Annotated in this window: 25 protein-coding genes; 4 read left to right on the forward strand and 21 right to left on the reverse strand. The window is 44.4% G+C overall.

From position 1 onward, the window contains the following. Positions 1-19: 19 nt before the first annotated feature. Positions 20-505: a putative lipoprotein gene (locus tag LEP1GSC052_RS09145; RefSeq protein ID WP_020985886.1), complete on the forward strand. Its 486-nt coding sequence runs from the start codon at positions 20-22 to the stop codon at positions 503-505. An 83-nt stretch (positions 506-588) separates the two neighbouring features. Further along, entirely contained in the window at positions 589-2,343 is a 1,755-nt protein-coding gene (locus LEP1GSC052_RS09150; protein ID WP_020985636.1) for a hypothetical protein, read from the forward strand. A 53-nt stretch (positions 2,344-2,396) separates the two neighbouring features. On the opposite strand, the gene LEP1GSC052_RS09155 is transcribed toward LEP1GSC052_RS09150, so the two are convergent. From LEP1GSC052_RS09155 to LEP1GSC052_RS09165, 3 genes are read right to left on the reverse strand one after another with little or no spacing between them, the layout of a single operon-like run. Further along, entirely contained in the window at positions 2,397-3,506 is a 1,110-nt protein-coding gene (locus LEP1GSC052_RS09155) for a SpoIIE family protein phosphatase (protein ID WP_010575501.1), read from the reverse strand. Position 3,507: 1 nt separating this feature from the next. After that, on the reverse strand, positions 3,508-4,323 hold the full coding sequence (locus LEP1GSC052_RS09160) for a hypothetical protein (protein WP_010575502.1): 816 nt from the start codon (positions 4,321-4,323) through the stop codon (positions 3,508-3,510). A gap of 1 nt (position 4,324) precedes the next feature. Continuing rightward, positions 4,325-5,230 (reverse strand): histone deacetylase family protein, encoded by a 906-nt coding sequence (locus tag LEP1GSC052_RS09165; protein WP_100736677.1) that lies wholly within the window; start codon positions 5,228-5,230, stop codon positions 4,325-4,327. A 103-nt stretch (positions 5,231-5,333) separates the two neighbouring features. Here LEP1GSC052_RS09165 and pyk point away from each other — a divergent pair, with 103 nt between their 5' ends. Further along, positions 5,334-6,761: a pyruvate kinase gene (pyk, locus tag LEP1GSC052_RS09170; protein WP_020986745.1), complete on the forward strand. Its 1,428-nt coding sequence runs from the start codon at positions 5,334-5,336 to the stop codon at positions 6,759-6,761. A 114-nt stretch (positions 6,762-6,875) separates the two neighbouring features. Here pyk and LEP1GSC052_RS09175 read toward each other — a convergent pair whose 3' ends face one another. The 8 genes from LEP1GSC052_RS09175 to fabG form a co-directional block, all read right to left on the reverse strand. Further along, positions 6,876-7,931 (reverse strand): LIC10774 family surface protein, encoded by a 1,056-nt coding sequence (locus LEP1GSC052_RS09175; RefSeq protein ID WP_010575504.1) that lies wholly within the window; start codon positions 7,929-7,931, stop codon positions 6,876-6,878. Positions 7,932-8,097: 166 nt separating this feature from the next. Next, positions 8,098-9,138 carry a signal peptidase I gene (gene lepB / locus LEP1GSC052_RS09180; protein ID WP_020986157.1) on the reverse strand — a complete coding sequence of 347 codons (1,041 nt, stop codon included), beginning with the start codon at positions 9,136-9,138 and terminating at the stop codon, positions 8,098-8,100. A 5-nt stretch (positions 9,139-9,143) separates the two neighbouring features. Further along, complete coding sequence (locus LEP1GSC052_RS09185; RefSeq protein ID WP_010575506.1) at positions 9,144-10,025, reverse strand: mechanosensitive ion channel family protein; 882 nt, start codon at positions 10,023-10,025, stop codon at positions 9,144-9,146. Then, complete coding sequence (gene aroB, locus LEP1GSC052_RS09190; RefSeq protein ID WP_010575507.1) at positions 10,022-11,116, reverse strand: 3-dehydroquinate synthase; 1,095 nt, start codon at positions 11,114-11,116, stop codon at positions 10,022-10,024. Before aroB ends, LEP1GSC052_RS09185 begins: the two co-directional genes overlap by 4 nt. Further along, complete coding sequence (locus LEP1GSC052_RS09195) at positions 11,113-11,577, reverse strand: NUDIX domain-containing protein (RefSeq protein WP_020986723.1); 465 nt, start codon at positions 11,575-11,577, stop codon at positions 11,113-11,115. Before LEP1GSC052_RS09195 ends, aroB begins: the two co-directional genes overlap by 4 nt. Positions 11,578-11,633: 56 nt before the next feature. After that, on the reverse strand, positions 11,634-12,377 hold the full coding sequence (gene rnc, locus LEP1GSC052_RS09200) for a ribonuclease III (protein ID WP_010575509.1): 744 nt from the start codon (positions 12,375-12,377) through the stop codon (positions 11,634-11,636). A gap of 54 nt (positions 12,378-12,431) precedes the next feature. After that, positions 12,432-12,665 (reverse strand): acyl carrier protein, encoded by a 234-nt coding sequence (acpP, locus tag LEP1GSC052_RS09205; protein WP_000753030.1) that lies wholly within the window; start codon positions 12,663-12,665, stop codon positions 12,432-12,434. A 439-nt stretch (positions 12,666-13,104) separates the two neighbouring features. Further along, complete coding sequence (fabG, locus tag LEP1GSC052_RS09210) at positions 13,105-13,869, reverse strand: 3-oxoacyl-[acyl-carrier-protein] reductase (RefSeq protein ID WP_010575510.1); 765 nt, start codon at positions 13,867-13,869, stop codon at positions 13,105-13,107. A 239-nt stretch (positions 13,870-14,108) separates the two neighbouring features. On the opposite strand from fabG, the gene LEP1GSC052_RS09215 reads away from it, so the two are divergent. Beyond that, positions 14,109-14,684 carry a DUF4256 domain-containing protein gene (locus tag LEP1GSC052_RS09215; RefSeq protein ID WP_020985581.1) on the forward strand — a complete coding sequence of 192 codons (576 nt, stop codon included), beginning with the start codon at positions 14,109-14,111 and terminating at the stop codon, positions 14,682-14,684. A 34-nt stretch (positions 14,685-14,718) separates the two neighbouring features. Here LEP1GSC052_RS09215 and LEP1GSC052_RS09220 read toward each other — a convergent pair whose 3' ends face one another. The 10 genes from LEP1GSC052_RS09220 to LEP1GSC052_RS09265 all read right to left on the reverse strand — a co-directional run bounded on the left by LEP1GSC052_RS09220 (position 14,719) and on the right by LEP1GSC052_RS09265 (position 22,741). Next, positions 14,719-15,999, reverse strand: a complete 1,281-nt coding sequence (locus tag LEP1GSC052_RS09220; RefSeq protein ID WP_020986571.1) for a circularly permuted ATPgrasp domain protein — start codon at positions 15,997-15,999, stop codon at positions 14,719-14,721. A 43-nt stretch (positions 16,000-16,042) separates the two neighbouring features. Further along, positions 16,043-16,471: an arsenate reductase ArsC gene (locus tag LEP1GSC052_RS09225; protein WP_010575515.1), complete on the reverse strand. Its 429-nt coding sequence runs from the start codon at positions 16,469-16,471 to the stop codon at positions 16,043-16,045. After that, entirely contained in the window at positions 16,471-16,815 is a 345-nt protein-coding gene (locus LEP1GSC052_RS09230; RefSeq protein ID WP_010575516.1) for an ArsR/SmtB family transcription factor, read from the reverse strand. The genes LEP1GSC052_RS09225 and LEP1GSC052_RS09230 overlap by 1 nt, the downstream gene beginning before the upstream one ends. A 216-nt stretch (positions 16,816-17,031) precedes the next feature. Beyond that, positions 17,032-17,514 (reverse strand): hypothetical protein, encoded by a 483-nt coding sequence (locus LEP1GSC052_RS09240; RefSeq protein WP_010575518.1) that lies wholly within the window; start codon positions 17,512-17,514, stop codon positions 17,032-17,034. 99 nt (positions 17,515-17,613) lie between these two features. Beyond that, positions 17,614-18,087: a DUF4303 domain-containing protein gene (locus tag LEP1GSC052_RS09245; protein ID WP_010575519.1), complete on the reverse strand. Its 474-nt coding sequence runs from the start codon at positions 18,085-18,087 to the stop codon at positions 17,614-17,616. A gap of 281 nt (positions 18,088-18,368) precedes the next feature. Then, positions 18,369-19,376 (reverse strand): phosphate acyltransferase PlsX, encoded by a 1,008-nt coding sequence (plsX, locus tag LEP1GSC052_RS09250; protein WP_100736581.1) that lies wholly within the window; start codon positions 19,374-19,376, stop codon positions 18,369-18,371. 5 nt (positions 19,377-19,381) lie between these two features. After that, the gene (rpmF, locus tag LEP1GSC052_RS20925; RefSeq protein ID WP_000290471.1) at positions 19,382-19,582 is read right to left on the reverse strand and encodes a 50S ribosomal protein L32; all 201 of its coding nucleotides are present in this window, start codon (positions 19,580-19,582) and stop codon (positions 19,382-19,384) included. Positions 19,583-19,673: 91 nt separating this feature from the next. Further along, positions 19,674-20,291 (reverse strand): ATP phosphoribosyltransferase, encoded by a 618-nt coding sequence (gene hisG / locus LEP1GSC052_RS09255; protein ID WP_020985919.1) that lies wholly within the window; start codon positions 20,289-20,291, stop codon positions 19,674-19,676. Beyond that, on the reverse strand, positions 20,291-21,034 hold the full coding sequence (locus LEP1GSC052_RS09260) for a YfgM family protein (RefSeq protein WP_010575522.1): 744 nt from the start codon (positions 21,032-21,034) through the stop codon (positions 20,291-20,293). Before LEP1GSC052_RS09260 ends, hisG begins: the two co-directional genes overlap by 1 nt. A 24-nt stretch (positions 21,035-21,058) precedes the next feature. After that, positions 21,059-22,741: a 30S ribosomal protein S1 gene (locus tag LEP1GSC052_RS09265; protein ID WP_020986793.1), complete on the reverse strand. Its 1,683-nt coding sequence runs from the start codon at positions 22,739-22,741 to the stop codon at positions 21,059-21,061. Positions 22,742-22,785 lie beyond the last annotated feature (44 nt).

The raw sequence follows: 22,785 nt of genomic DNA on the forward strand, positions 1-22,785 counted from the left end.
TCCACGGAGACTCCATTTCATGAAACGCACGCAACGACTATTGACGCTCTTAACGATCGGACTTTTTATCATCGGTCTGAACAACTGCTTTATTTTCGAATCGATCTCGACCGGACTCAACTCCATCAGCAAATCCTCGGATTCTTTGGAAAGTCTTTCCAAATCGGTAAAATCGATTTCGGGATCGGTAAGTTCCATTTTCTCCTCTTCTTCGGACGACGATGAAAAAAAGGAGAAGGCTTATCTCAAAGACGTTCGCGATTTGACAGCGATGCACATCGAAAACGGATTTCAGGAAATCGAATTCAAAAACGATCTTTCGACACTCGCTCTGCAAAACGGACTCACCAACTGGAAGTCGTTGCGCGTAACGTATCTCGGGATCGGAAGCGGACTTAAAAAGGCGGGAGTGAGCGAAGAAAAATTTCAGACCTTCGTTTCCGCGCTCGGAACTTCCAAGCCGGAAGTGATCGAATCCATCCGCAAAGGATTTCATCAACTCTGAGAAAATTTCTTTCTTCGTCGATCACGGCCCTGCTTCTTACGGCGGGGCTACATTCCTCACCCGCGACCGCGGACTTTATCTACGTGGATTCCAACACCGGTCAATCCAGCGGCGGCCACACGGGCCTGAGAATCGGAAACAAAGTCTATCACTATCAATTTTTTCCGGACGATATCTTTCACTTAGTCCGAGAATCCTATGACGACTTCGCGTTCAGTTACAACATAGTATCCAATCGTACGAGCATTCTCACCCGATTGAAACTCGATCCGAAAGAAATTTCCGTTTTGGAATCGGGACTCAATCGTCTTTATCTGGTTCAGTTCAGACATCTGCAGAACTTGGAACTTTTAAAAAAGGAAACGAAGTTCTTCGAGGAATTGAATTCTCCCGAAAAAAAAATCGGGCTGCGCGCCACGGCGTATTTTACTTTCAAAGAACGTTCTCCAATTTCAAAGAATATAAAATCGGAGATCGTTTCTCTTTTAGGCGAGGATTTTTTAAGCGATCTAGAACACACGCTCGAGTATCAACTCTATTCTCCGAAAAGTCCCCTGGAAAGAATGGAGTTTCCTCCTTTGCCGGAAAAGATGACCCGAGACCGGTTTCCTTTTTTTAAACCGGGTTCCTTTTTGAACCTCAGAGACGCGCTCGAAGGGATCGCGTTCTGCAGAATTCTGAGGGAAGAATGGGCCGCGAATCCTGAATTCAAAATTTCGAATATACAAAATTCTTTAAGTCCTAAAGAAATCGAACTTCTAAAAAACTTTTACAAAAAACAAATCCTTTCCTTGGCGCAGATCGTGTCCGAACGAGATCCGGGCTGGGGGTACAGCGCGCTGGTTACATTAGGAAGATTGCATGCGATCGAGGAGAGTTTGCGAACCGGATATCCCGTTTTTTTATCCAGCTTTCCGGAAAATTCTCCCATCGTTTATCGGGAGGACAAAGAGGATCAAAAAGCCCTCGATTATCTTTCCGAAGAAAATTGGTCCGTGGTTTCGTTGGCTCGTAAAAAAATTTCCGAGATCGACGAACTCACGGAAAAGGAATATCAGATCTGGGAAGATGCGACCAACCGGGCATTCGAACTCAAGGAAGGAATCGACAATTCGATCCCGGTTCGAGTCACTTCGGGAAAACTGATTCCGGAACGGGAAAACAAATTTCTGCTTCCGATCGTGTTTCCCGAAGAAACGGTCCTCGCCGAATATCTCAAACTCGCAAAACAAAGAGAAACGGAATACCATGTCCGTTTAAAAAAACTCTATCCCTTTCATCTGTTGTTTGAAAACTGCACGACCGAAATCATCCGAAGCGTTCAAAATTCGTTCGATGCAAAAGCGAATCCGTTTCCCGGAGAAAAAATAAACTTCGATTATTCGATGGCCTTGATTCCGTTCCACGCGTCCGATTCGGTTTTCAAAAACTGGAACTCGACGGGACAAACGACCCTACTTTCGTATCGAAGACGAAAACTTTCCGAACTTTTACAAAAGGATCCGAGTTTCAAAAATTCTCTCAGGGAATCGTTTACGTTTTCTTCCACGATCTACAAACCCAACCGGGAAGATCATTTTTTTCCGCTTTTTACGGACGACGTGTTTTGGCTTCGACCGATTTACGGAACCGTAAACTTGGGCGCGGGACTCGGCGCGACGACGATCGGAATTTTCACATCCCCATTCGATAAGGGAGACCGGTTTCAAAAAGGATTTCAATCCCTCTTCTTTAGTTTTCCTGAATTCGTTTTTTTTAATATTCGAAAGGGAACGTTTCCCGCGGTTTCGATGCGTGAAATTCCCGAAGAAATCTTTCGGTTTCAAGACGAGGATTGAAGAGCGTTCGAACCCTGGGCTTACATTTCCGTTTTTGATCGCCGTTTTAACTTTTATCGGATTTCCAAAAGAACGTACGAAGCGTCGTCTCTGTATTCTCGGGAAGGAATCGAAGAACGTACATAACCGTCGAGAGCGTTTTTCATTCTCTTCAAGGAATCGTCTCCCGACTTGTGAATCTGATTCAGTTCCTCGATCAGCGGATGATTGAGATTGTTGATGATTCCGTCCGAAAAAAGAAAGATCACATCCCCGTTGTCGAAACCGGCTTCGTGACTTGGAAAATCAAGATCTTCTAATATACCCATCAGCTGACCGGACTTATCCTTTAAAAAGGAAAAACCTTCCTTGTGAAAGTGAACCGGAAAGGGATGTCCTCCGCGCGCGTAGACGAGTTTCTTTTCGTTCGGAAAAAGAATCACGCAAGCCGCGGTCATACTGTGGGTTCCTATGTTCAGACAAAGTTCCTGATTCATTCTTCCCAGAATGTCGCTCGGATTGTCCGAATTCTTAAATTCTTCCTTGGCGAGAGTGGTCATCAAAAGCGCGATCAGTCCCGAAGTGACCCCGTGATCCTCCACGTCTCCCAAAAGAAGAAGCGTGGATTTTTCCTTTTTCAGAATCACGTTAAAGTCCCCGCTCACGAAAGAAACCGGGGTTACGTCCGCTTCCACCTTATAAGGGCTTAGGTCGGGAATCGAAAAGATCTTTCCCTGAACTCTGGACGCAAGACGAAGATCGCGCATGATCACCTCGTCGCGCAGATCCTTTTCCTTTAGAATAGTATAATAATCGAATGCTCTTTGGATCGCGATCTGGACCGTCTGAATGGAAAACGGCTTCAAAAGAAAGTCGCTCGCCTTGTGCGTAAGCGAAGTCACGACGTTGTTGATGTCCCTTTCTCCGGTCATCATGATGACCTGGGTTTTGGATTCCAAATTCTTAAAATAGGGAAGAATATCGAGACCGCTCGTTCCGGGCATGTGAATATCCAGAAAAACGATCGGGTTCAATTCCTTTTCGAAGTATTGTTTCCCCTGCTCCACAGAATCGAAAAACACGCTTTGATAACCGAGTTTGCTGAGAATGAGTTCGAGAGTTTCGCCGACGTCCCGATCGTCGTCGAGAATGATGATTTCCGGCCTAAGGGAAAATTCCGTCATATTAAACTTTCCTTATATAATGGGTTCCTAAAACGATCCGTTCCACTTTTTTGTAATATTCTTCGTCGAAAAGCGCGGATTCGAGATAACTATTGATGCACGAGACCATCTCTCCGTATTTCCAGGAGTAAACTTCTCCCGTGGAAGCGTCGCAGATTTTTTCTTTGTGAATCTGATCGCTCAATTCCCTGAGATTGGTTCTGCTGAATGATTGTAGAATCGCGCGGAACCTTCCCTCTTTTTCGGGATCTACGAACTGAAAGGATTTATGAAATAATACCGCGTCATGAAAGTATTCCGGAATATTGAAGGCTCCGTAGGCTCCCATCTTCGTGGCGAGAATTCTGATAAAACCCGTGATCTCGTTCATCAAAGAAAGCCCCGGATATTCCTGGCCCTGATAGAGTTTCTTTTTGGCCTTCATGTTTTTCATCTTTAGGTTCTGGGTCAAGAGCCAGTCAATATAAACGAGTTTGTAGGATTGATCCAGCTTTTTAAATTGAAAGTCGGAAAATTTTAGACGCATGTGAACTAAAATTCCGCCGGAAGGATCCTTGATATAAATCCGATTGTCCATGTCCGAAATTCCGTCCAAGGAAAGTTCGTATTCCTCGTAACCTCTCGCGTGAAGAATCCGAAAGATGCCCGCTCTTTCGAGCATCTCCTTCACTTCTTCTCCGGTGAAACGATTGAAGAGACTGTTTTCGATTCCCAGCGAAGTATGAAACTCCCTGGATATGTCGATCATTCCCAGTTCTTGACTGTCCAAAAATCCTGGGTTGCCTTTTTTCTTATCGGAATCGGAAAAGATGCTCATGTCAATCGGCCGCGAACACTTTGATCGTGTTGTAATGAATCGTCACCGTATCGTGAAAGTCCTTCGCGTAACCGCCCGCGGGAAGAATCACGGCGGGAGCGTTTAACGCAAGTGCGAAGTCCCTAACGATCTTATCTCGTTTACGCAAACCTTGGAACGTCAACTTCAGATCTCCGAGAGAATCTCCTTCGAAAGGATCGGCGCCCGCAATGTAAAAAATCAGATCGGGTTTGAAATCCGCTTTGATGTCGTTCAAGGATTTTTCCAAAAGTTCAAGATACTTTTTATCGTCAGTTCCTTCTCCGAGCGGAATATCCAATCCCGATTTTTCCTTCTTGGGATATAAATTTTCCTGATGCATGGAGAATGTAAACACGTCCGGGTCTCCCTGAAATACGACGGAATTTCCGTTGCCTTGATGAAGATCCAAATCGATAAAAAGAATTTTTTTACCGGGATGTTTTTTCTGATAAAGTTTACCTGCGATCGCGGCGTCGTTGAGATAACAAAATCCTTCCGCACGATCGGGCATACTGTGATGGAATCCGCCGCCGATATGATAAACGAACTTGTATTTCTGGGTCAATTCGGTGGCGAGTATCGTGCCGCCCACGGCCAAAACGAAACTCTGAACGATCTGTTTTGTAAGTGGAAGTTCGGAATACTGAGTTCTTTCCGTGATTTTGAGGGAAAAAAAATCTTTGAGGAATTCTTTGGTATGAACCAAAGCCAAATCCTTTTCTTTAGCTGGGTCCGGCTTGTATACATAGAGATCCGCAAGTTTAGGATCTTGTTTTACGAGATTATAAACCATTTGGTATTTCCTTGCCGGAAATACATGGGGGCCCAGATCCATGTTATAATCTGGGTGATAAACCAAACCAATTCGTTCTAACTGCTTCTCCAAGGAGAGGACGCCTATTTTTGGTTCATTCTATTTTCCGGTTTCCGTTCGTAAAGAGGAAATATTCGCTGGAACAACGGAAGGCGTTTGTCTACAATTGCCGTTCATGAAAATCCTGAACGGGAAAAAAACCAAAATCGTCTGCACCATCGGGCCCGCCTCTTCTTCGGAAGAGACCGTTCTTTCCATTCTCAAAGCCGGAATGGATATCGCTCGTATGAATTTTTCGCACGGCACTCACGATTCTCACAAAAGAGTGTACGACACTCTTCGTAAATGTGAACAAATTACGGGGTTTCCTTTGGGAATTATGGCCGATCTGCAAGGACCCAAAATTCGAACCGGAAAATTAAAACTCAATTCCGTTCTACTCCACAAGGATCAGGAAATTACCATCGTCCCCGACGCGGAGTATCAAGGAGACGAACACACGATCGGTTGTACTTATCCCAATTTGATAAACGACATCAAGGACGGCGATAGAATCCTCATCGACGACGGTAAGTTGGTCTTGAAAGTCGCTTCGAAAAAATCGGATTCTGCGGTTCTTAAGGTGGTCGTGGGTGGAATTTTATGGAGCAACAAGGGAATCAATCTTCCCGGTACTCCGATCTCCGCTCCGGCTCTTTCCGAAAAAGACATAGAGGATTTAAAATTCGCCCTTTCTCTCGGAGTCGATTACGTTGCGCTCAGCTTTGTTCGCACCGGAGCCGACTTGGAACTCGCGCGATCCCTTCTGGAAGGAACTTACACGGGGCTCATCGCAAAGATTGAAAGACCGGAAGCGATCGGAAACATTGAGGACATCATAGAACGCGCGGACGGAATCATGATCGCGAGAGGAGATCTCGGCGTGGAGATCGATACCGAAAAGGTTCCCATTCTTCAGAAAGAATTGATCTATAAACTCAACCAAGCGGGAAAGCCCGTGATCACTGCGACTCAGATGTTAGAATCGATGATCGAAAATCCGAGACCGACCCGAGCCGAAGCGAGCGACGTGGCCAATGCGGTGATGGACGGAACGGACGCGGTGATGTTATCCGCGGAATCCGCGAGCGGACATTATCCCGTGGAATCGGTGGAGATCATGTCCAAGATCATTCAAGAAACGGAAACCATCGATCATATCTATGAGATTCATTGGAATATAAAAAAGACGTTCTTGGAATCGGAAAGGACCGCGCTCGGAAACGCCGCGAGAGAAATCGCACACGGAATTCACGCAAAAGCGATCGTGAATTTTACGAGAAGCGGCTACTCCGCTCTGATCACATCGGAGATGAGACCGAAGGTTCCGATCTATTCCTTTACGCCGTTTGCGACCACCGCGAGAAAGATGAAATTGTATCGGGGAGTGATTCCTTTTGTAATGCCGTTTTTTACGAGACTGGAGGACATGATCGCCTATATGAATCAGAAACTCAAAGAGGACGAGTTTCTTTTTCCGGGAGACAAGGTCGTGATTCTTTCCGGCGCCCCGGGAACCACCGTGCGAAGCGTGGATTTTTTACAGATCTATAAGATCCATTGAATATTCTATTTTTTGAATGTTCTCGACCCGATCGTAAAGAAAACGTTCGATACGATCGGGAATATAAACCGGGAACTCATATCTATTTACCTGACTAACAAAACGCGTCTATTCTTAATTAGACGTGCACAACGACGGAGCGATCAGGGAAGAATTCTCCGTAAGAACTTTGGTTGCGCCGTCGTGATTGAAAATGTCGATTCCTCCTCCGGAACTCCAAAAATCGATCGTGGGCGGATTGTGATCCCAGTTGTTATTCTGAGCGAACAACTCGGGCACGAGTAAGGACCCGTGATCGATAAATACATCCCGGATCGTATTGCAGAAGATCCAATTTCGTCCGAGACTTCCCGCAGGACCGCCTCCCAAATCCAATTTCAAATCGAACAAAAGAATTCCGCTCCCGTTGTTTTGAATCCAGTTCTTTTCGACGCGATTGATCGAAGTCGCCCCTTCCTGGTAGATCCCGATCGAATTGTTACGAATAATATTGTTATCAATCAAGTTTGAACCCGATTGATAAACGTAGATCCCGGTAGCGCCGTTGTTTCCGTCGATCACGCTGTTGTTTCGAACGGTAGCATTGTTTGCGTAATACAAAATAATCCCGGACGCCATCGAATCGGACATACGATTCGTGATCTTAAAACCCCCGATCACGGAATTGCTCGCAAGAATCACAGCGGGAGAAAACGGGGAAGGAATCAGGTTCCCTCCGCCTTCGATTGAGGTCGATCCGAAATTCGGCGAAGAACCCGAGCCCGTGTAATATCCCCATGATCCTCCCTTGGTCGACTCGTCTCCGAGAATCGTAACGCCGGATGCGATTGAAATCGGAAAGATTTCGCCTAACGCGGCATTGTATGTTCCCGCGGCTACGAGAATCACATCCCCGCTTTTCGCCGAAAACGCGGCCTTGGTGATCGTTTTGAACGGCAGAGAAGGTGAAGTTCCCGAATTCGCGTCCTTGCCGTGTAAGGCGTCCACGTAATACGTAACACCCGCAAGCGTAGCAACGGAGAATTTACTCCGGTCCGTTTGCGAATCTCTTACCGTTTTATCGGAAAACAGCGAAAGAAAAACGGAAACGTTATCCTTTCCTTGGTTTTGGTCAGCACATCCGCCTAATAGCGCGAAGGTGAAAACACAAATGATTAAACTTTTTCTCATTTAATTTCTCCTTTTGAGAATGCGAAATCTAAAAGGAGGCGTCGATCCTGTCAACGCGATCGATAAAAACAAAATTTTTGAATATATTAAAAATATATTCAAAATTATAGATATACTTTCCGGATTTTATAAATTTGGTAGCGAAAGAAAGGGAAAAATTGCGGTCTTATCGATTTCGGTTATCGTATCCCAGATGATCCCAACGAACATTTCCTAATATTATAATTTTATAAAAACGTTTTACGGAACAAAACACGTCCTGGTTCGTTTCACAGACCCTTTCGGTCAGATCGTTTAAATTCGCCGATAAATATGTAAATAGAAACATTCCTACGATTTGATCCGCTTCGATCGGTCCGATCGTTCTTGAATCCAAGGAATCGTCCCGGTTGTCCCCGAGAAGATAGAACTCTCTTTCGCCTAACGTCAATTTCGGAACGGAAACGAACGTGGGTTGGCTTCTGCTTTCGAAGATCGGAACCGAATGTTCGCCGATATGCTCCGTTAAGACGATGAGATTTTTCGGATTCAGACCGGTTTTCCATTCTTCCGCTCGAACCTGCGAAACTTCCAACGGAAACGTTTCACCGTTTACGGAAGTTCTCAGAACCTTAAATCCCTCCGGCGAGACTTCCTCCCAAAGTTCTAGTTTGTCTCCGGGAAGGCCGACGATTCTCCCCAAAAAACTGCGATCGGAATTCTTATCCTTATACGCGACGATGTCTCCGCGTTTGAGTTCTTTCGTTTCGAACAATTCGGTCATGTAAAAAGAATCGTTCACGTTCAAACTCGGCATCATTCCCGAGGAAAGTTGAATCTTAGCCCTGAGAACCCGATCCTTATAAAGCGCGTCGATCAAAACCGTTGAAACGAGCAGGAATAAAAACGAAATCGGTAAAAACCAATATGCGGAAGGAAAGATCCGATTCGAACCGTCCCGATCGGTTTCGTTTTTCTCTTTCGACTCGGAACGAAGAGTCGCGTAGATCAAAATTCCCCACAAAAAAAGAAGATACACGATCAACGTGATCAGTGCGGTTCTTCCGGAACCGTTTACAAAAGCGGAATACGTCCAAAGAGCTCCGAACAATCCAGAAAGCATCGCGACCAAAAAAAACCAACCGAAGAATTTCCGGTCCTTGAGATAATAAAAACCGTACGGAGGCAGGAATAGATTCAGCAGGATCGCGATCGTTTTACGTTTCATGTATATTATAAAATTCGAATACCCGGAAACTGTTTGAATTCCTTCAGAATCTGATGCGAAATTTTCGTCTTCATGTCCCTGCGTTCCCGAACGTGGGTCAGATAACGCAGAGAGAAAAGAATTCCGCCCTCTTCCAAAGAAAGATAAACGATGGGAGACGTTTTTCCGAGACGAACCAGATAGTTTTTGGAAAGTTCCTGAAGCGTATAATCGATTTCACCCTGATCGATGATCGCGTTGTTGCGTATGATTCCGTTTAAAAGTTCTTCCGCTTTTTCGAAATCGGAATCGTACGGAATTTTGATTCTCATCTCGTCCCAAACGTAATTCATCTTGTCCTTCACGACGATCACTTGACGAAGAATCACGAAGTGATTCGGAAAGTGCACGAGACGGTTCGTGGATTGATCGGACTTGGGATCGGAGGAAATTTCCATCAGAGTAAAACGGTTCATCCCGATATTGATGACGTCTCCTCGGACCCCTTCGATTTCGATTCGGTCCCCCACTTCGAAACCGTTGCTTCCGTGGATAAAAAACCAACCCACGAAGTTGAGAGTGATGTCCTTGAGAGAGATTACGATACCGGCTCCGGCCAAACCCATCACGGTGGGAAGATACGAAAGACCCGAAAACACAACCGGCAAAAGAGTGATGAGACCCAAAATGACGAACGACATACGAGCCATCTTTCTTCGGTTGTAACGAGAAGTGACGTCGATGGTGGGTTTGAAAAAATCGAGAACGAGTATGATTACCTTATAGGAAAGAATCAGAAAAAGGATGAAATAAACGATCAAAATCAATTCTTCCGCAAGACCTCGTTCGTTCAGCTTTAGAAGAATGAACGGATTGATGCTTTTCAGAAAATCGATTTCAAAACTCATCCCAGGCCCTTTTGTTTACGAATCGCTAATATGATTTCCTCGGACTCGACCGGAATGTCGAAGATCGGAGAACCTGGTTTTTCCAAAAGAACGAAACGGATGGAACCGCCCACGTTCTTTTTATCGTGAAGCATATGTTTTGCGAGTTCCTTGGACTTCAACTTTGTCTGAAACGGAAGACCGTAATTCTTCAGAGTTTCGATCGTCTGAGTCGTGGTGATCGGATCCAGATTCGATTTTTGTTCGCTTAACAAAAGCGCTGTGACAAGACCGATCGCGACCGCTTCCCCGTGGGAAAACTTTTTGTATTTCGTAACCGATTCGATTGCGTGTGCGGTCGTGTGACCGAGATTTAAAATCTTACGAAGCCCCGTTTCCTTTTCGTCGCTCGAAACAACGTTCGCTTTAAAACGAACGGACTCGGCGATCAAGTAGGGAAGAATCGGAGAATCCACATTCAAATCTTTGAATGAATGCGCCTTCACTTTGTCCCAATATTCTCCGCCGGAAAGAAGGGAATGTTTGATGATCTCCGCCTGACCGCATTTCCATTCCCGTTCCGGAAGAGTGGACAAAGCGAACAAAGGAGCAAAGACGAACTCGGGTTGATAAAAAGAACCGATCATATTCTTCCCGAAGTCTGCGTTCACCGCGACCTTACCGCCCACGGAAGAATCCACGCAAGCGAGTAGAGTCGTCGGAATCTGAACGAAACGAATTCCTCTCAAATAAGTCGACGCGATAAAACCCGCAAAGTCTCCCACAACCCCGCCGCCGAACGCGAGAATCAGAGATTTACGATCGGCGCCGTATTCAATGAGTTTATTATATACGTCTCCGGTTCGATCGATATGTTTCGACTTCTCGCCGCCCTTTACGTAGATTTCTCGGACCGGAATTCCGAGAGGATCCAATTCCTTTTCCAGATATTTCGAATATAAAGAATGAATCGATCTTTCCGTGATTAAAAAAATGGAAGTGACTCCGGGAAGTTTTGCGATTTCTTCCGACAAGCCGGAAAGATCGGTGTGAAGATGAACCGGAACGGATTTGTGTTCCGTGTTCACGGGAACGGTTTCGATAAGACTCATTTTTTTTCAGATACCCAAGTGCTTTTGATAAAGGGCGCCGATTTGAAATCTCCGTTCAAAAGAAAGGATTTGATATCGGGCCTAAGATCCATTTCACGAACCGCCGCAGGAGAAAAATAACCGAAACCGGTAATCGCCTTTTCTTTCAAGTTGAGTTCGGGAACTTCCTTTTTGACGTTCACCGCAAAGACGAGTTGAATGAGATGTCTTTTTCCGCCGGGTTCAATGGACTCATTTAAGAGTAAAAAAGAAGCCGATTTCATTTCAAGAGAAAGTTCTTCTTTAAGTTCTCTTTTCAGAGCGTCTTCCGCGCTTTCACCGAATTCGATTCCGCCGCCCGGCAAAAGCCAATAGTAAGAATCCTTTTTCTTTTGCTGAATGAGAAGAATTTCGTTTTGAGAATTTTCGATCAAGGCCGCAACCCTGACCCTCATTCCTTTTTTTTTAAAGAAAAAATCCATCTACTTAGATTGTCGTCCTTTGATCCGAGGAATCTTGATTTGGAAAGGAATGTTTTCTAAGTTCCTCTCTGAATTCGATTGTAAAGTTCTTTAGCCGCGTTTTGTTCCGCCGCCTTTTTGCTGACGCCCGAACCGCTCGCTTCCCATTTATCTCGGATTCGAACGCTGACCTGAAAGACCTTCGCGTGGTCCGGGCCCGATTCTCCCTTCATACGGTAGACCGGAAGAACCTTAAAATGTTTCTGAGAATATTCCTGAAGTTGCGTTTTGTAGTCCCGGACAGATTCTTCCTTTTCCGGATTTTCCGCAAATTCTAATAGATGTTGAACGATGAATTTTTCCGCGATCTCAAAACCCAAATCCAAATAGATCGCGCCCACAAGAGATTCGAAAAGATTCGCGGAAAGTTTACGACGTCCTTTTCCTTGAGAATTTTTTTCACCCTTCCCTAAAAGAAGATATTCTCCGAGTTCGAGTTTCTCCGCGATCGAGTTTAAGATCGGCGTGGAAACGATCCTGGATTTGATCCTGGACAATTCTCCCTCGTTTGCCTGGGGATATCTTTGAAACAACGCGCGTGCGGCCACAAGACCCAACACGGAGTCGCCTAAGAATTCGAGACGTTCGTTGTCTTCGACGATCTCCGGATTCTCGTTTTTATAAGAGCTATGGATAAATGCGGTATTATAATATTCTAGTTTAGAAAACTTGATTCCGATTTTTTTGGAAAGCTTTTGAAGACTTTGGACCCGGTCCGGGTTTTTCAGAGAGAAGGAAGGTTGTGTTTTTTTAAAGATCAAAGGAGGGAAAAAAGAATTCCGAGTTCCGCGAAGAACCCGGAAAGTCTCAAACGATTAGGACTTGAGGTTGTCGATGAACTTAGTTACGTCCCCGACAGTTTGAATTTTCTCAGCGTCTTCGTCAGAGATTTCGATTCCGAATTCTTCTTCGAGAGCCATTACTAGTTCAACCGTGTCCAGAGAATCTGCACCGAGGTCGTCTATGAAGTGAGCCTCAGGTGTAACTTCAGATTCATCCACTCCAAGTTGTTCTACGATGATAGATTTAACTTTTTCAAAGTCTGCCATTGTTTCCTCCGTACCACATTTAGGTGGTATGATGATTTTTTGTTAGATTTAGCCAGGCGGATATAAAATCCACCGAATTTTATAGATTTAATTCCGAAAATATTTGGCAAGCCAATATACTTTTTTTCAGAAAAAAACTCCTTTAAATCGTGATTCGTTTTTATTTTTCAAATCGGTTTTTTAACGATCGAAAATGATTTGATGCAATGCAGGAAAATTTCGTAAGAGTTTGTCTCATTAGAATCGTTTCGAATTCTTTGATTCGATTTCATTCTATTCCAAAAATAAAAAAGTGAAACGGAAAAAGATTCTTTTCTTCTGCGAACAAAAAAAAGAACGAATGGGAATTTGTTTTTTTCGAACGAATATGAGGAAATACGGAGAAATCGATTCTTTCACTCGAGAAAAGAGTGAAAGAATCTTTTGAAATTCTAAATTCTTACCCTTGAGCGCCCGGGAGAAATCCTCCGCCGTTCACTTCGATTACCTGACCGGTAATAAAGGAAGAAATATCGGAAGCTAAGAACGCGATCGTGTTCGCGATATCTTCCGGTTGTCCCGCTCTTTTCAGAGGGATGGCCGCAACCATGGCAGTTCTGATTTTTTCCGGAATCGCTTCTGTCATTTCAGTGGCGATAAAACCCGGTGCAATCGCGTTACAACGAACCTTACGAGAAGCCATTTCCAATGCGACCGCTTTCGTAAAACCGATCACTCCCGCTTTGGATGCGGAATAGTTGGTTTGTCCGATGTTTCCGTTTACTCCCGCGATGGAAGAAAGATTGATGATCGATCCTCCGTTCGGATTTTTCATCATGAACTTGATTGCCGCTTGAGTGCAGTTGAAAGTTCCGGTAAGGTTTACCGCGATCACCGCGTCCCACTGTTCTTTTTTCATTCTCATAAGAAGAGTGTCTTTCGTAATACCGGCGTTATTTACGAGAACGTCCACGCTTCCGAATTCATCTACACAAGCTTGGATCGCTTTTGCGGAAGATTCAGCGTCCGCTACGTTCGTTCCGATTCCGATAGCCTTCACTCCGGTTTGTTTTGCGATTTCTTCCGCAGTCGCCTTGCTCGCTTCTTCGTTCAAATCCGCGATTACGATGTTTGCTCCCGCTTTTGCAAGAGTCAGAGCCGTTGATTTTCCGATTCCTCTTGCGGATCCGGTGATTACGGCGTTTTTACCTTTTAAATCGATCATAATTCTTTCCTATTCGGGTGCTCTGCGGCTAAAGTATTTCCTTCGAATAGCGGGTCAAGGGAGTTTTCCGCGTTTTAAGCCCGGGGAACAGAACGAACGTTCTGCCCCGATGATTCGAAAAAGTCGGTTATAATTGAATTCTTTTCGGAAATTTTCTACCCTCTTTCGAAAAAGACTTTTCGAATCGACGACCGGACGTTTTAACCTATCGATTCAACGGAAAAAAGCGATCCAAGAATATGAGCAAAAAGAACGGCGTTTCCCAAAAATTATCCACGGAACAAATCGAAGAATTTTTCAAAACGTTAAAGACCCGTTTTGAAAAAAATAAAAAACGTCATCAGAATTTAGAATGGGAGAAGGTTCGAACAAGACTCGAATCCAAGCCCGAAAAACTCCATTCTTTGTACGAAATGGAAAGAACCGGCGGCGAACCGGACGTAGTCGATTTCGATTCGAAAACCGGGGCGTTCGTTTTTTACGATTGTTCCGCCGAAACTCCGAAAGGTCGCAGAAGCGTTTGTTACGATCGGGAAGCTCTGGATTCCAGAAAAGAACACAAACCATCTGACAACGCGATCGACATGGCCCGCGCGATTGGAATCGAACTTTTAAACGAAGAACAATACCGCGCGTTGCAAGAGCTCGGAGAATTCGATACGAAAACTTCGAGTTGGATCGTTACTCCGCCTTCCATTCGAAAATTGGGAGGGGCTCTTTTTGCGGATCGTCGTTACGACGCGGTCTTTGTATATCACAACGGCGCTTCTTCGTATTACGCGGTCCGAGGGTTTCGAGGTTTGCTTCGCGTTTGAATTGTAGAATTTGTTCGGCTTCGACGCGAAGACGTTAAGTTCTTTTCGGTAAAACATACACGGGAGAAAATCCTCCGCCCGGAGTTCTAAAATTCGTGGTTTGACCTCGGTATAAACGGGAAGCCAAAAGTAGAATTTCTTCCCGATAAACATAAGCTCTTAAATCCGTCTTATAAGTTTCCTTCTCGCCTTCGTTCAAAAGAATTCTTTCGGACGGATTTACGATTTCTTGATATATGTAATCGGCATCGATAATTTCCTGAAAGACTCCCTTTGTCAGTTTATCTCCTCGATATACGGCTTTACTTCCGTAACCGCAAGTCGGTTTAAAAAAGAATTTTTTTCTTTCGGACCATAACGTTTGGGGTTCCACGTTTTTCACAAATCCTGTGAATGGAATCGCTTTGGAAAGAACTTCCCGATCTTTGGAATCGATTCCAGAATTTTTTAAAAACTCCGGATCGTTCCATAAAATGAAATTTGTTTTTTTCGCATAGAGCGCGTAGTCCAAAGAGTTCGGAGTTAAGACGATCGTTTCTTCCTTCCATGCGTTTTTAAGAAATCGATTTTCAGGTTTGTCCAAATAAAAATCCGTAAGACGATTGTAGATTAAATCGACTTTGATTCCGGAATAAAAAAGGGAACCGTTCTCGTCGGCTTGCAAAGATTCCGGGGAAACGATCTCGGATAAAATTCCGTGTTTTAAAAACAGATCCCGAAACAAAATAAATTCTGGATAAAGAAATTGTTCCGTCGGGTTCTCGTCTACGATCGCAATAAACTTCGGATTTCCCTCTCTGCCGGAGGATTTCCATTCGCGGAAGAACGTGTTCAAGAAATTATCTTCGATTGCTCGAATCTCATCCGCTCGGGGAAGCATTTCGGAAACCTCGGGACAACATTCTTTTTGTGCCTCCATGAGCTTCGTTTCCAAAAACGCGCCTCCCGCGTTCGTATTGATTTCTATCAACTTAGGACCTTCGTTCGTTAGATGAAAATCGAAACTCAAAAAAACGCCGCCTTCCGAAAAACGTTTTCTTAAATTTTGCGGAAACTCCTTGAGAATTTCGTTTCGAACGATTTCGTTTTTCAAAACGTTTTGAATCGATTTGACCACCCGTTTCATAAAATCGAAATCGATTGAATCCAAAAAGGTCGCGCTGGGAGAAAAGAATCGTTCCGATAAAATTTTCGAACTCGTTTCGTCTCGATCCTTAAAATTAGAAATCTTATCCAAAAAACTTTTTTCTAATTTTTCCTCCGCAAGGGTAATACATTGACATTCTCGGTTGAGCACTTGGGAAAGATTTGTCATAGTTTTTTTCTTTTAACGTTTTATAATTCCTTCATCGGCAATTTCAAATCTTTCGATTCAAATCACTTAAGAAATCCTGAATATAATCTCTTATCATACTCCGAACCTTCCTGAATTCCTCTTCGATCTCCATTTCGGTTCCGCTCGCTTTTGCCGGATCGGGAAAATTATGATGAAGCCTTTGAGCATTCGAAGGGAAATACGGACAATTCTCACGAGCGTGATCGCAGACGGTGATGATATAGTCGAAGTCGATCTTTTTATATTCTTCGATTCGGTTCGATGTTTGTTTCGAAATATCGATTCCAACTTCCCCCATCGTCCGAATCGCCCGAGGATTGACTCCGTGCGCTTCGATCCCCGCACTGAATATTTCCATACGATCCCCTGCAAAATGTTTGAGCCAACCTTCGGCGATTTGGCTTCTACAACTATTGCCCGTGCATAAAACAAGAATCTTCGGTTTCTTCATCAACAGCAATTCTCCCGGTCCTGAGTTTTATATTTATCTAAGCCATCAAAGAAAGCGTTTAAATCCTTTCTGAATTTTTCAATCTGCGTCCAGTTCAGACAATAACAGGATTTATTACCGTCCACCTCGCCCGAAATCAATCCAGCCGATTTTAATTCCTTGAGATGTTGAGAAACCGTCGCCTGCGCCAGCGGAAGCACTTCAACGATTTCGCCGCAGATACATTCTTTTTTTTTGGCGATCGTAGTTAATATCGACAACCGCGCCGGATGGGAAAAAGCCTTAGAGAATTCCGCGAGCGATCTCGCGCCATTCTTAAACTGATCTTTTTTATTGACCGCCATATTGTATATCGTAAATATACGATAGTAAAAAGTAAATAAAAAATATCGAAACTAAGCCGAATCCGAAGAAGCAATTGAAAGAAAGATAAAAATTCTCCTCCGTAAGGCGAATAGACTCTTCCGAAATTCGCGGGTTGAAAGGTTGGAATAAATCGCGTAAGGCCGACGAGAAAACGGAAAGACGTTTTCTAAATTCGATTTTTTGAATACGAGTCCTCAATCGAAAGAAAGAATCGCTTTCACCCAAAAGAAATTCCATACGGTTCTGAGAAGGGTCTTGAGAATCGCAAAACTCAAAAGGATCGACGAGAAAATAAAACGCAGTTCCGTCCGCATTCTTTCGAAAGCGGGTTCGTCCGATTCTCCACCTTGCAGAACGTTTTCCCATAGAATACGAATCCATTTGGATTGATACAAAACTTCTCCGAAGATAAACACGAACACTAGAATTCCCGCCAAGATCCGAAACGATCTCGGAATCTTTTTTTCGAGAATCAAAGATATATCGATCCCCGCAAAAATCAAAAACATAAGTCCGTAAAAAAGCGCGGAATATCGGAAAAGACTCGGCTCGAAAGTTTCAGGGTCGACGCTGAATCCCAAAAATCTTCCGAGCCAAAGATTCAAAACGAAGAATAAAAAACCGAAGATCAAATCCGTTCTTAAAAGTTTTATCGATTTATTTTTCGTTTTGTTCATACGTATACAATTTCGTTCGAATGTTCGAGAGAGAATTTTTCGATTTGTTCGATCGTATAATCGGCGAGTTTCCCGATCTCGAACACAAACGATCTCATCTCAACGATAAGCGAACGTCTTCGAACCGAGTCCGCAATTCCGAATTTTAAAATCCTTGGTCCTTTGAATATTTTGAAAAACGTTTCGTTCCATTAGAATTTTAAGAACCTCGTTCATAGCGGAAGAATAATCGCTATTCTCCTTATCCTTGTCTTCCAATTGATTGTGTTCCTGAAACAGAGCTTCGTCGAAAGGTGTTTGAAAACCGCGATTGAGAGCGCGAAAGCAGGCAAAACCGTGATACGCCCAACCGTCAGGATCGTTGCGAAGCGTGGAAATTTTTTCAGGAGAATCGTAGTAGCGGGGAGATTGTAGAGCGAGTTCTTTGAGAGCTTTTTCGAAATGACCGACCGAGTTGAAACAAAGTCGACTTTCGTCGATTGCAAACGCGTAAAACGTTTCGTTCGAATGTTCGAGGGAGAATTTTTCGATCTCGGCCTGAGCAAAGTCGGCCAATTTTTTTACATCAAACATAGAGCCCATCCTGCTTTCGTTATAAAAGGTCTACAACCGTGGGTTTATTTTTTGATTCTTTTTTGATTTCTGATTAAAAGTCCGCGTTATACGAAACGAGTGAAGTTATGCGTGCTTGCGTTCGATGTCGCATTAAAAAAAGAATTGTGCGTCGCCAAAAATCATCTAACGAAGCCGCAATAACGGACGAACCCAGAAGTGAAACGTTTTAAATATTCTTTTATAGGAAGATAAGGAAATCGATTTATAATGCGGAAGGTTGAACGATAATTCGATTCGAATTAGATATTGTATTTCTTCAGATCGGCCGCGATTCGATCGTTGATCTGATGCCCGGCGCAGACGTTCACGACTCGGATCGCGCTTTGCACCGCGAGCGCGTTAGACGATCCGTGTCCGATCAGACAGATTCCGTCCACGCCGAGCAACAAGGCCCCGCCGTATTCCGCGTAATCGAGACGTTTTTTGATCGCGGCAAACGTCGGCTTGAGTAAGAGAGCACCCGTTTGCGCAAGACTAGATTGTTTGATGCTTTCCCGCAAAACGTTAAAGATGGATTTGGAAAGACCTTCGGTCGCCTTTAAAACGATATTCCCGATAAAACCGTCGCAGACGACTACGTCCACGTCCTTTCCGCTTCCGTATAAGTCCCGCCCTTCCACATTTCCTACGAAGTGGATCGGAAGTTTTTTGATCATCTCGAAGGCCTTCAAAGAAACCGTGTTTCCTTTTTTGTCCTCTTCCCCGTTGGAAAGAATTCCGACTTTCGGATTAGAAATATTGAATATGAGTTTGGAATAAATTTCCCCCATCACCGCGAACTGCGCCAGATAATCCGGTTTGCAATCCACGTTGGCACCCGCGTCCACAAGAAGCATAGGAGGTCCGTTTTCCTGGGGAATCGGCGCGGCGATCGGAGGACGAAGAACTCCGGGAATTCTTCCCAGATACAAAAGCGCGGATGCCATGGTTGCGCCCGTGTTTCCGGGAGAAAACATTCCCACGCAGGTCTTATCCGCTACGAGTTGTGTGGCTTGAACAACGGAAGAGTCTTGAAGTGTGCGCACGGCGATCGACGGAGAATCGTTCATGTCGATGATCTCCGATGCGTGCTGGATTCTTACTTTAGCTGTGTCGTATTCGAATTTGAGGAGGATCTCCCCGATTTCTTCTTCTTTGCCGACCAGGACGACATTAGCCCCATCCTGGTTTACGGCATTTACGGCGCCTTCAATGATCTTTTCCGGCCCGTAATCGCCGCTCATTACATCGACGGCGACCCACATCATAGGTATTAATTTTCTTCTTTAGGCTTCTTAACTTTCGGCTCTAAAACGATTCCTGTTTTGTAAAATCCGCAGGTTGGGCAGATTCTATGAGGAAGTCTGTAAGAATTACAATTAGGACAAGGAACCAAATTCGGTTTCCCGATGGCATGATGAGCCCGTTTTGTCCTTACTTTTGATTTCGATTTGCGTCTTTTGGGAACTGCCATTGCTTTCCTCTTGGGAAATTGAAGTTGTTAAACAATATTTTTTTGAGGCTGGTAATCCTCAACTATTATTTCATGGAAACGAGGAATTGGCTCATATTTTGGAAAGAGAATCCATAAACTCCACGGCTTCCTTTCTTTTTCCGTACAGGGAAGAACGGTTGAAAACGAGCCTTGCCGAAGATTCTAAAATTATGTCCAACTCTTTGAGTCCGTTGGCCTTAAGCGTTCCGCCGGTGGAAACCAGATCCACGATACAATCCGAAAGTCCGACGAGCGGAGCCAATTCGATACTTCCGTAGAGTTTGAAAATCTCACAGGACAATCCTTTGTGAAAAAAGAATTCCCGCGCCAAGTTCGGATATTTGGTCGCGACTCGGATCTTACGATGACGCGCTTCCAACGTATAACCTTCCGGCGCCGCCAAGGAAAGCCTGCACTTTCCGATCTTTAGATCCAACGGGGTCGCGAGATCGTAGCCGCCTTCTTTCAATACGTCCCAACCGCTGATTCCCGCGTCCGCAGCGCATTGTTCCACGTAAGTCGCAACGTCTTGGGAGCGCACGAGAAGAATCCGAATTCTTCCCTTAGGATCGTTGTAGATCAGTTCTTTGGAATTTGGATCGGGTTTGGAAGAAAGCCAACCCTTGGAGATCATCAGATCGATGCTCTCCTCAGCAAGTCTTCCTTTGGGCAAAGCCAGTGTAAGCATCAGCCTTTCTGGTTGAGTTTGATTAAGAGGAAGGTCGCGTATTGTTTTACGGTGTTGTAATCGGTGGCGGGGGTTTTGATGTCCTGATCGAGAACCTTTTTTAATGATTCGATCGCTTCCGCCTTTTTACCGTTCTGCGCCTGAAGTCTTCCGGTTTGGTATAAACTCCAAGCCAAGAATCCGTTCGCCTCTCTCGTGTTTGTGAGAAGATTTGCGGAAGTCGCAAAGTCGGTTTCCGCAGACGCAAGATTCCCTTCTCTTTCACGAAGGTTTCCCGCGAGATAAAAGTAATACGCTTTGACTTCGGTCGGTTCGTCGATTTTTTTACCGGCCCATTCGAGTTTGTCCGCGGCCTTTTGGAATTCTCCGTTTCGGGAATAAAGATCCGAAAGAATTTTAGCGAGTCGGAGATCCAATTTTTTGGAAGAATACTGTTTGGAAACTTCCTCGTAAGCCGCGATCTTTTCTTTCAAATCGGTTGCGGGATTGGCTCTGAACTTTTTGTCCAAAGCTTCGAGGGCGATCGTTCCTTTTTCGAACTGAGAATCTTGGTATTGAAAGTAGATTACGAAAGCGAGAATGATCACAAGAATCGCACCCGCGCCGATCAGAACTTCCTTGATACGCGCGGCGATCGCTCTGAAAAATTTAATCAGAGCCAATTCCACTTTGCTACCTTGGAAGTCCGCGTAAGGATCAACCTTAACTTCTTTCGTCATCTGACCGGATTCGTACCGTTTCATATCAAGTCCTTGTTTCGAGGATTCTTATCTGAGAGAAGTGTTTAAGAAACTTCCCAAACTTTCACGAGAAGGAGCGTCCGAAGTCTTGAGATACTTGGACATTTCCTCTCTTTCGAGAGCCTTGTCGAAATCCTTGATGGATAAAGAGATCTTCTTATTCTTCACATCAATCTTGATGACTGCGGTTTTCACGATCTCGTCCGGTTTGTAAATTTCCGCGATGTTCGTTTCTCTTCCGTTCGGAACTTCGGAGATATGAACCAGACCTTCGATTCCGGGAGCCACTTCCACAAAGATACCGAATTCTTTGATGGACTTGATCTTTCCTTCCACGATGGTTCCGATCGGATGTTCGTTGCGGAAAATTTCATACGGATTCTCGAGAAGTTGTTTCAGACCGCAGGAAATTCTCTGCGCGTCCAAGTTTACGTCGAGGATCATGTATTTAACGGTGTCGCCTTTTTTGAGTTGAGAAGTAGGATTGCTCGCTTTCTCGTCCCAAGTGATGTCGCTGATATGAATCAAACCTTCGATTCCGTTTTCAACTTCCACGAACGCGCCGTATTTAGTAATTCCGGTGATCACACCTTCCAAAACGTTTCCTCTGCGGATTTCAGGGCTTAACTGATCCCAAGGATTCGGTTGGAGTTGTTTGAGTCCGAGAGAAAGTCTTCTGTTTTTGAAATCGATGTCCAAAACCAGAGCTTCCACTTCTTGACCTTTTTTTAATATGTCTTTCGGTTGTGGGGGTTTTTTAGACCAAGCCAATTCGGAAGTATGAATCAAACCTTCCAAACCTTCTTTCAATTCCACAAACGCTCCGAACTTCGTAAGAGAAGTTACGGTTCCGCGGATGACCATTTCTTTTTCCAAAGAACGTTCCGCCCAAACCCAAGGATCTTCGTAGAGTTGTTTTAAACCTAACGCGAGTTTGTTGTTTTCCTTATCGAGTTCGAGAACCACGAGTTCCACTTCTTGACCGATTTGGAAATATTGTTTAAAAGGAGCGTATTTTTTGTAAGAGATATCTCTTTGACGAAGAAGTCCGGTGACTCCGTCCACTTCGCAGAAAACTCCGAAGGAAGCGATCTTGCTGACTACGGATTTAACCTTGTCGCCCACTTTGAGTTTGAGAAGAAGAGCGTCCCATTTTTCCTCGTTCACTTCGTCCAAAAGTTTCTTTCTAGAAACCACGCCGGAACGGGTGCGGTCGTTGAGTTCGATGATCTTAAACTCAAGTTCCTTGTTTTTGAAGGTTTCGCCTTCTTTGAATTTATAGCTGAGTTGAGAAGCCGGTAAAAAGAGATCCACTCCTTCTACGTTTACGATGTAACCTTTGCCTTTGATTTCGTTTACTAAACGACCCGTTACTTGATAGCTGTTTTTAAAAGCTTCCTTAACGATTTCCCAACCTTTTCTTTGGTCGGCTTCTTTTTTGGAGAGAATACATCCCGAGTCTTGGGATTCTTTTCTTTTTACGATTGCGGAGACATAATGGCCGCGTTCCGGAGTTTCGTCGAAATCTCCTCTTGGGATACGGCCTTCTTGTTTGAGCCCTTCGATTGCCACATAAACGTAGTCGTTGTCGACGGAAACGATCTTTCCTTCAACGACTTGATCTTTCCGGAGTTCCGGTTCTTCGTGTATTGATTGTTCCCACTGTTTGAATACTTCTGCAAAAGTGGACTTCTCTTCCTTGTTTGTCATGGGGCGTAGGTTACTCGGCTAATGGTAGTTCAGGATCCGTCTGG

The sequence above is a fragment of the Leptospira kmetyi serovar Malaysia str. Bejo-Iso9 genome (assembly GCF_000243735.2).
Classification (GTDB): domain Bacteria; phylum Spirochaetota; class Leptospiria; order Leptospirales; family Leptospiraceae; genus Leptospira; species Leptospira kmetyi.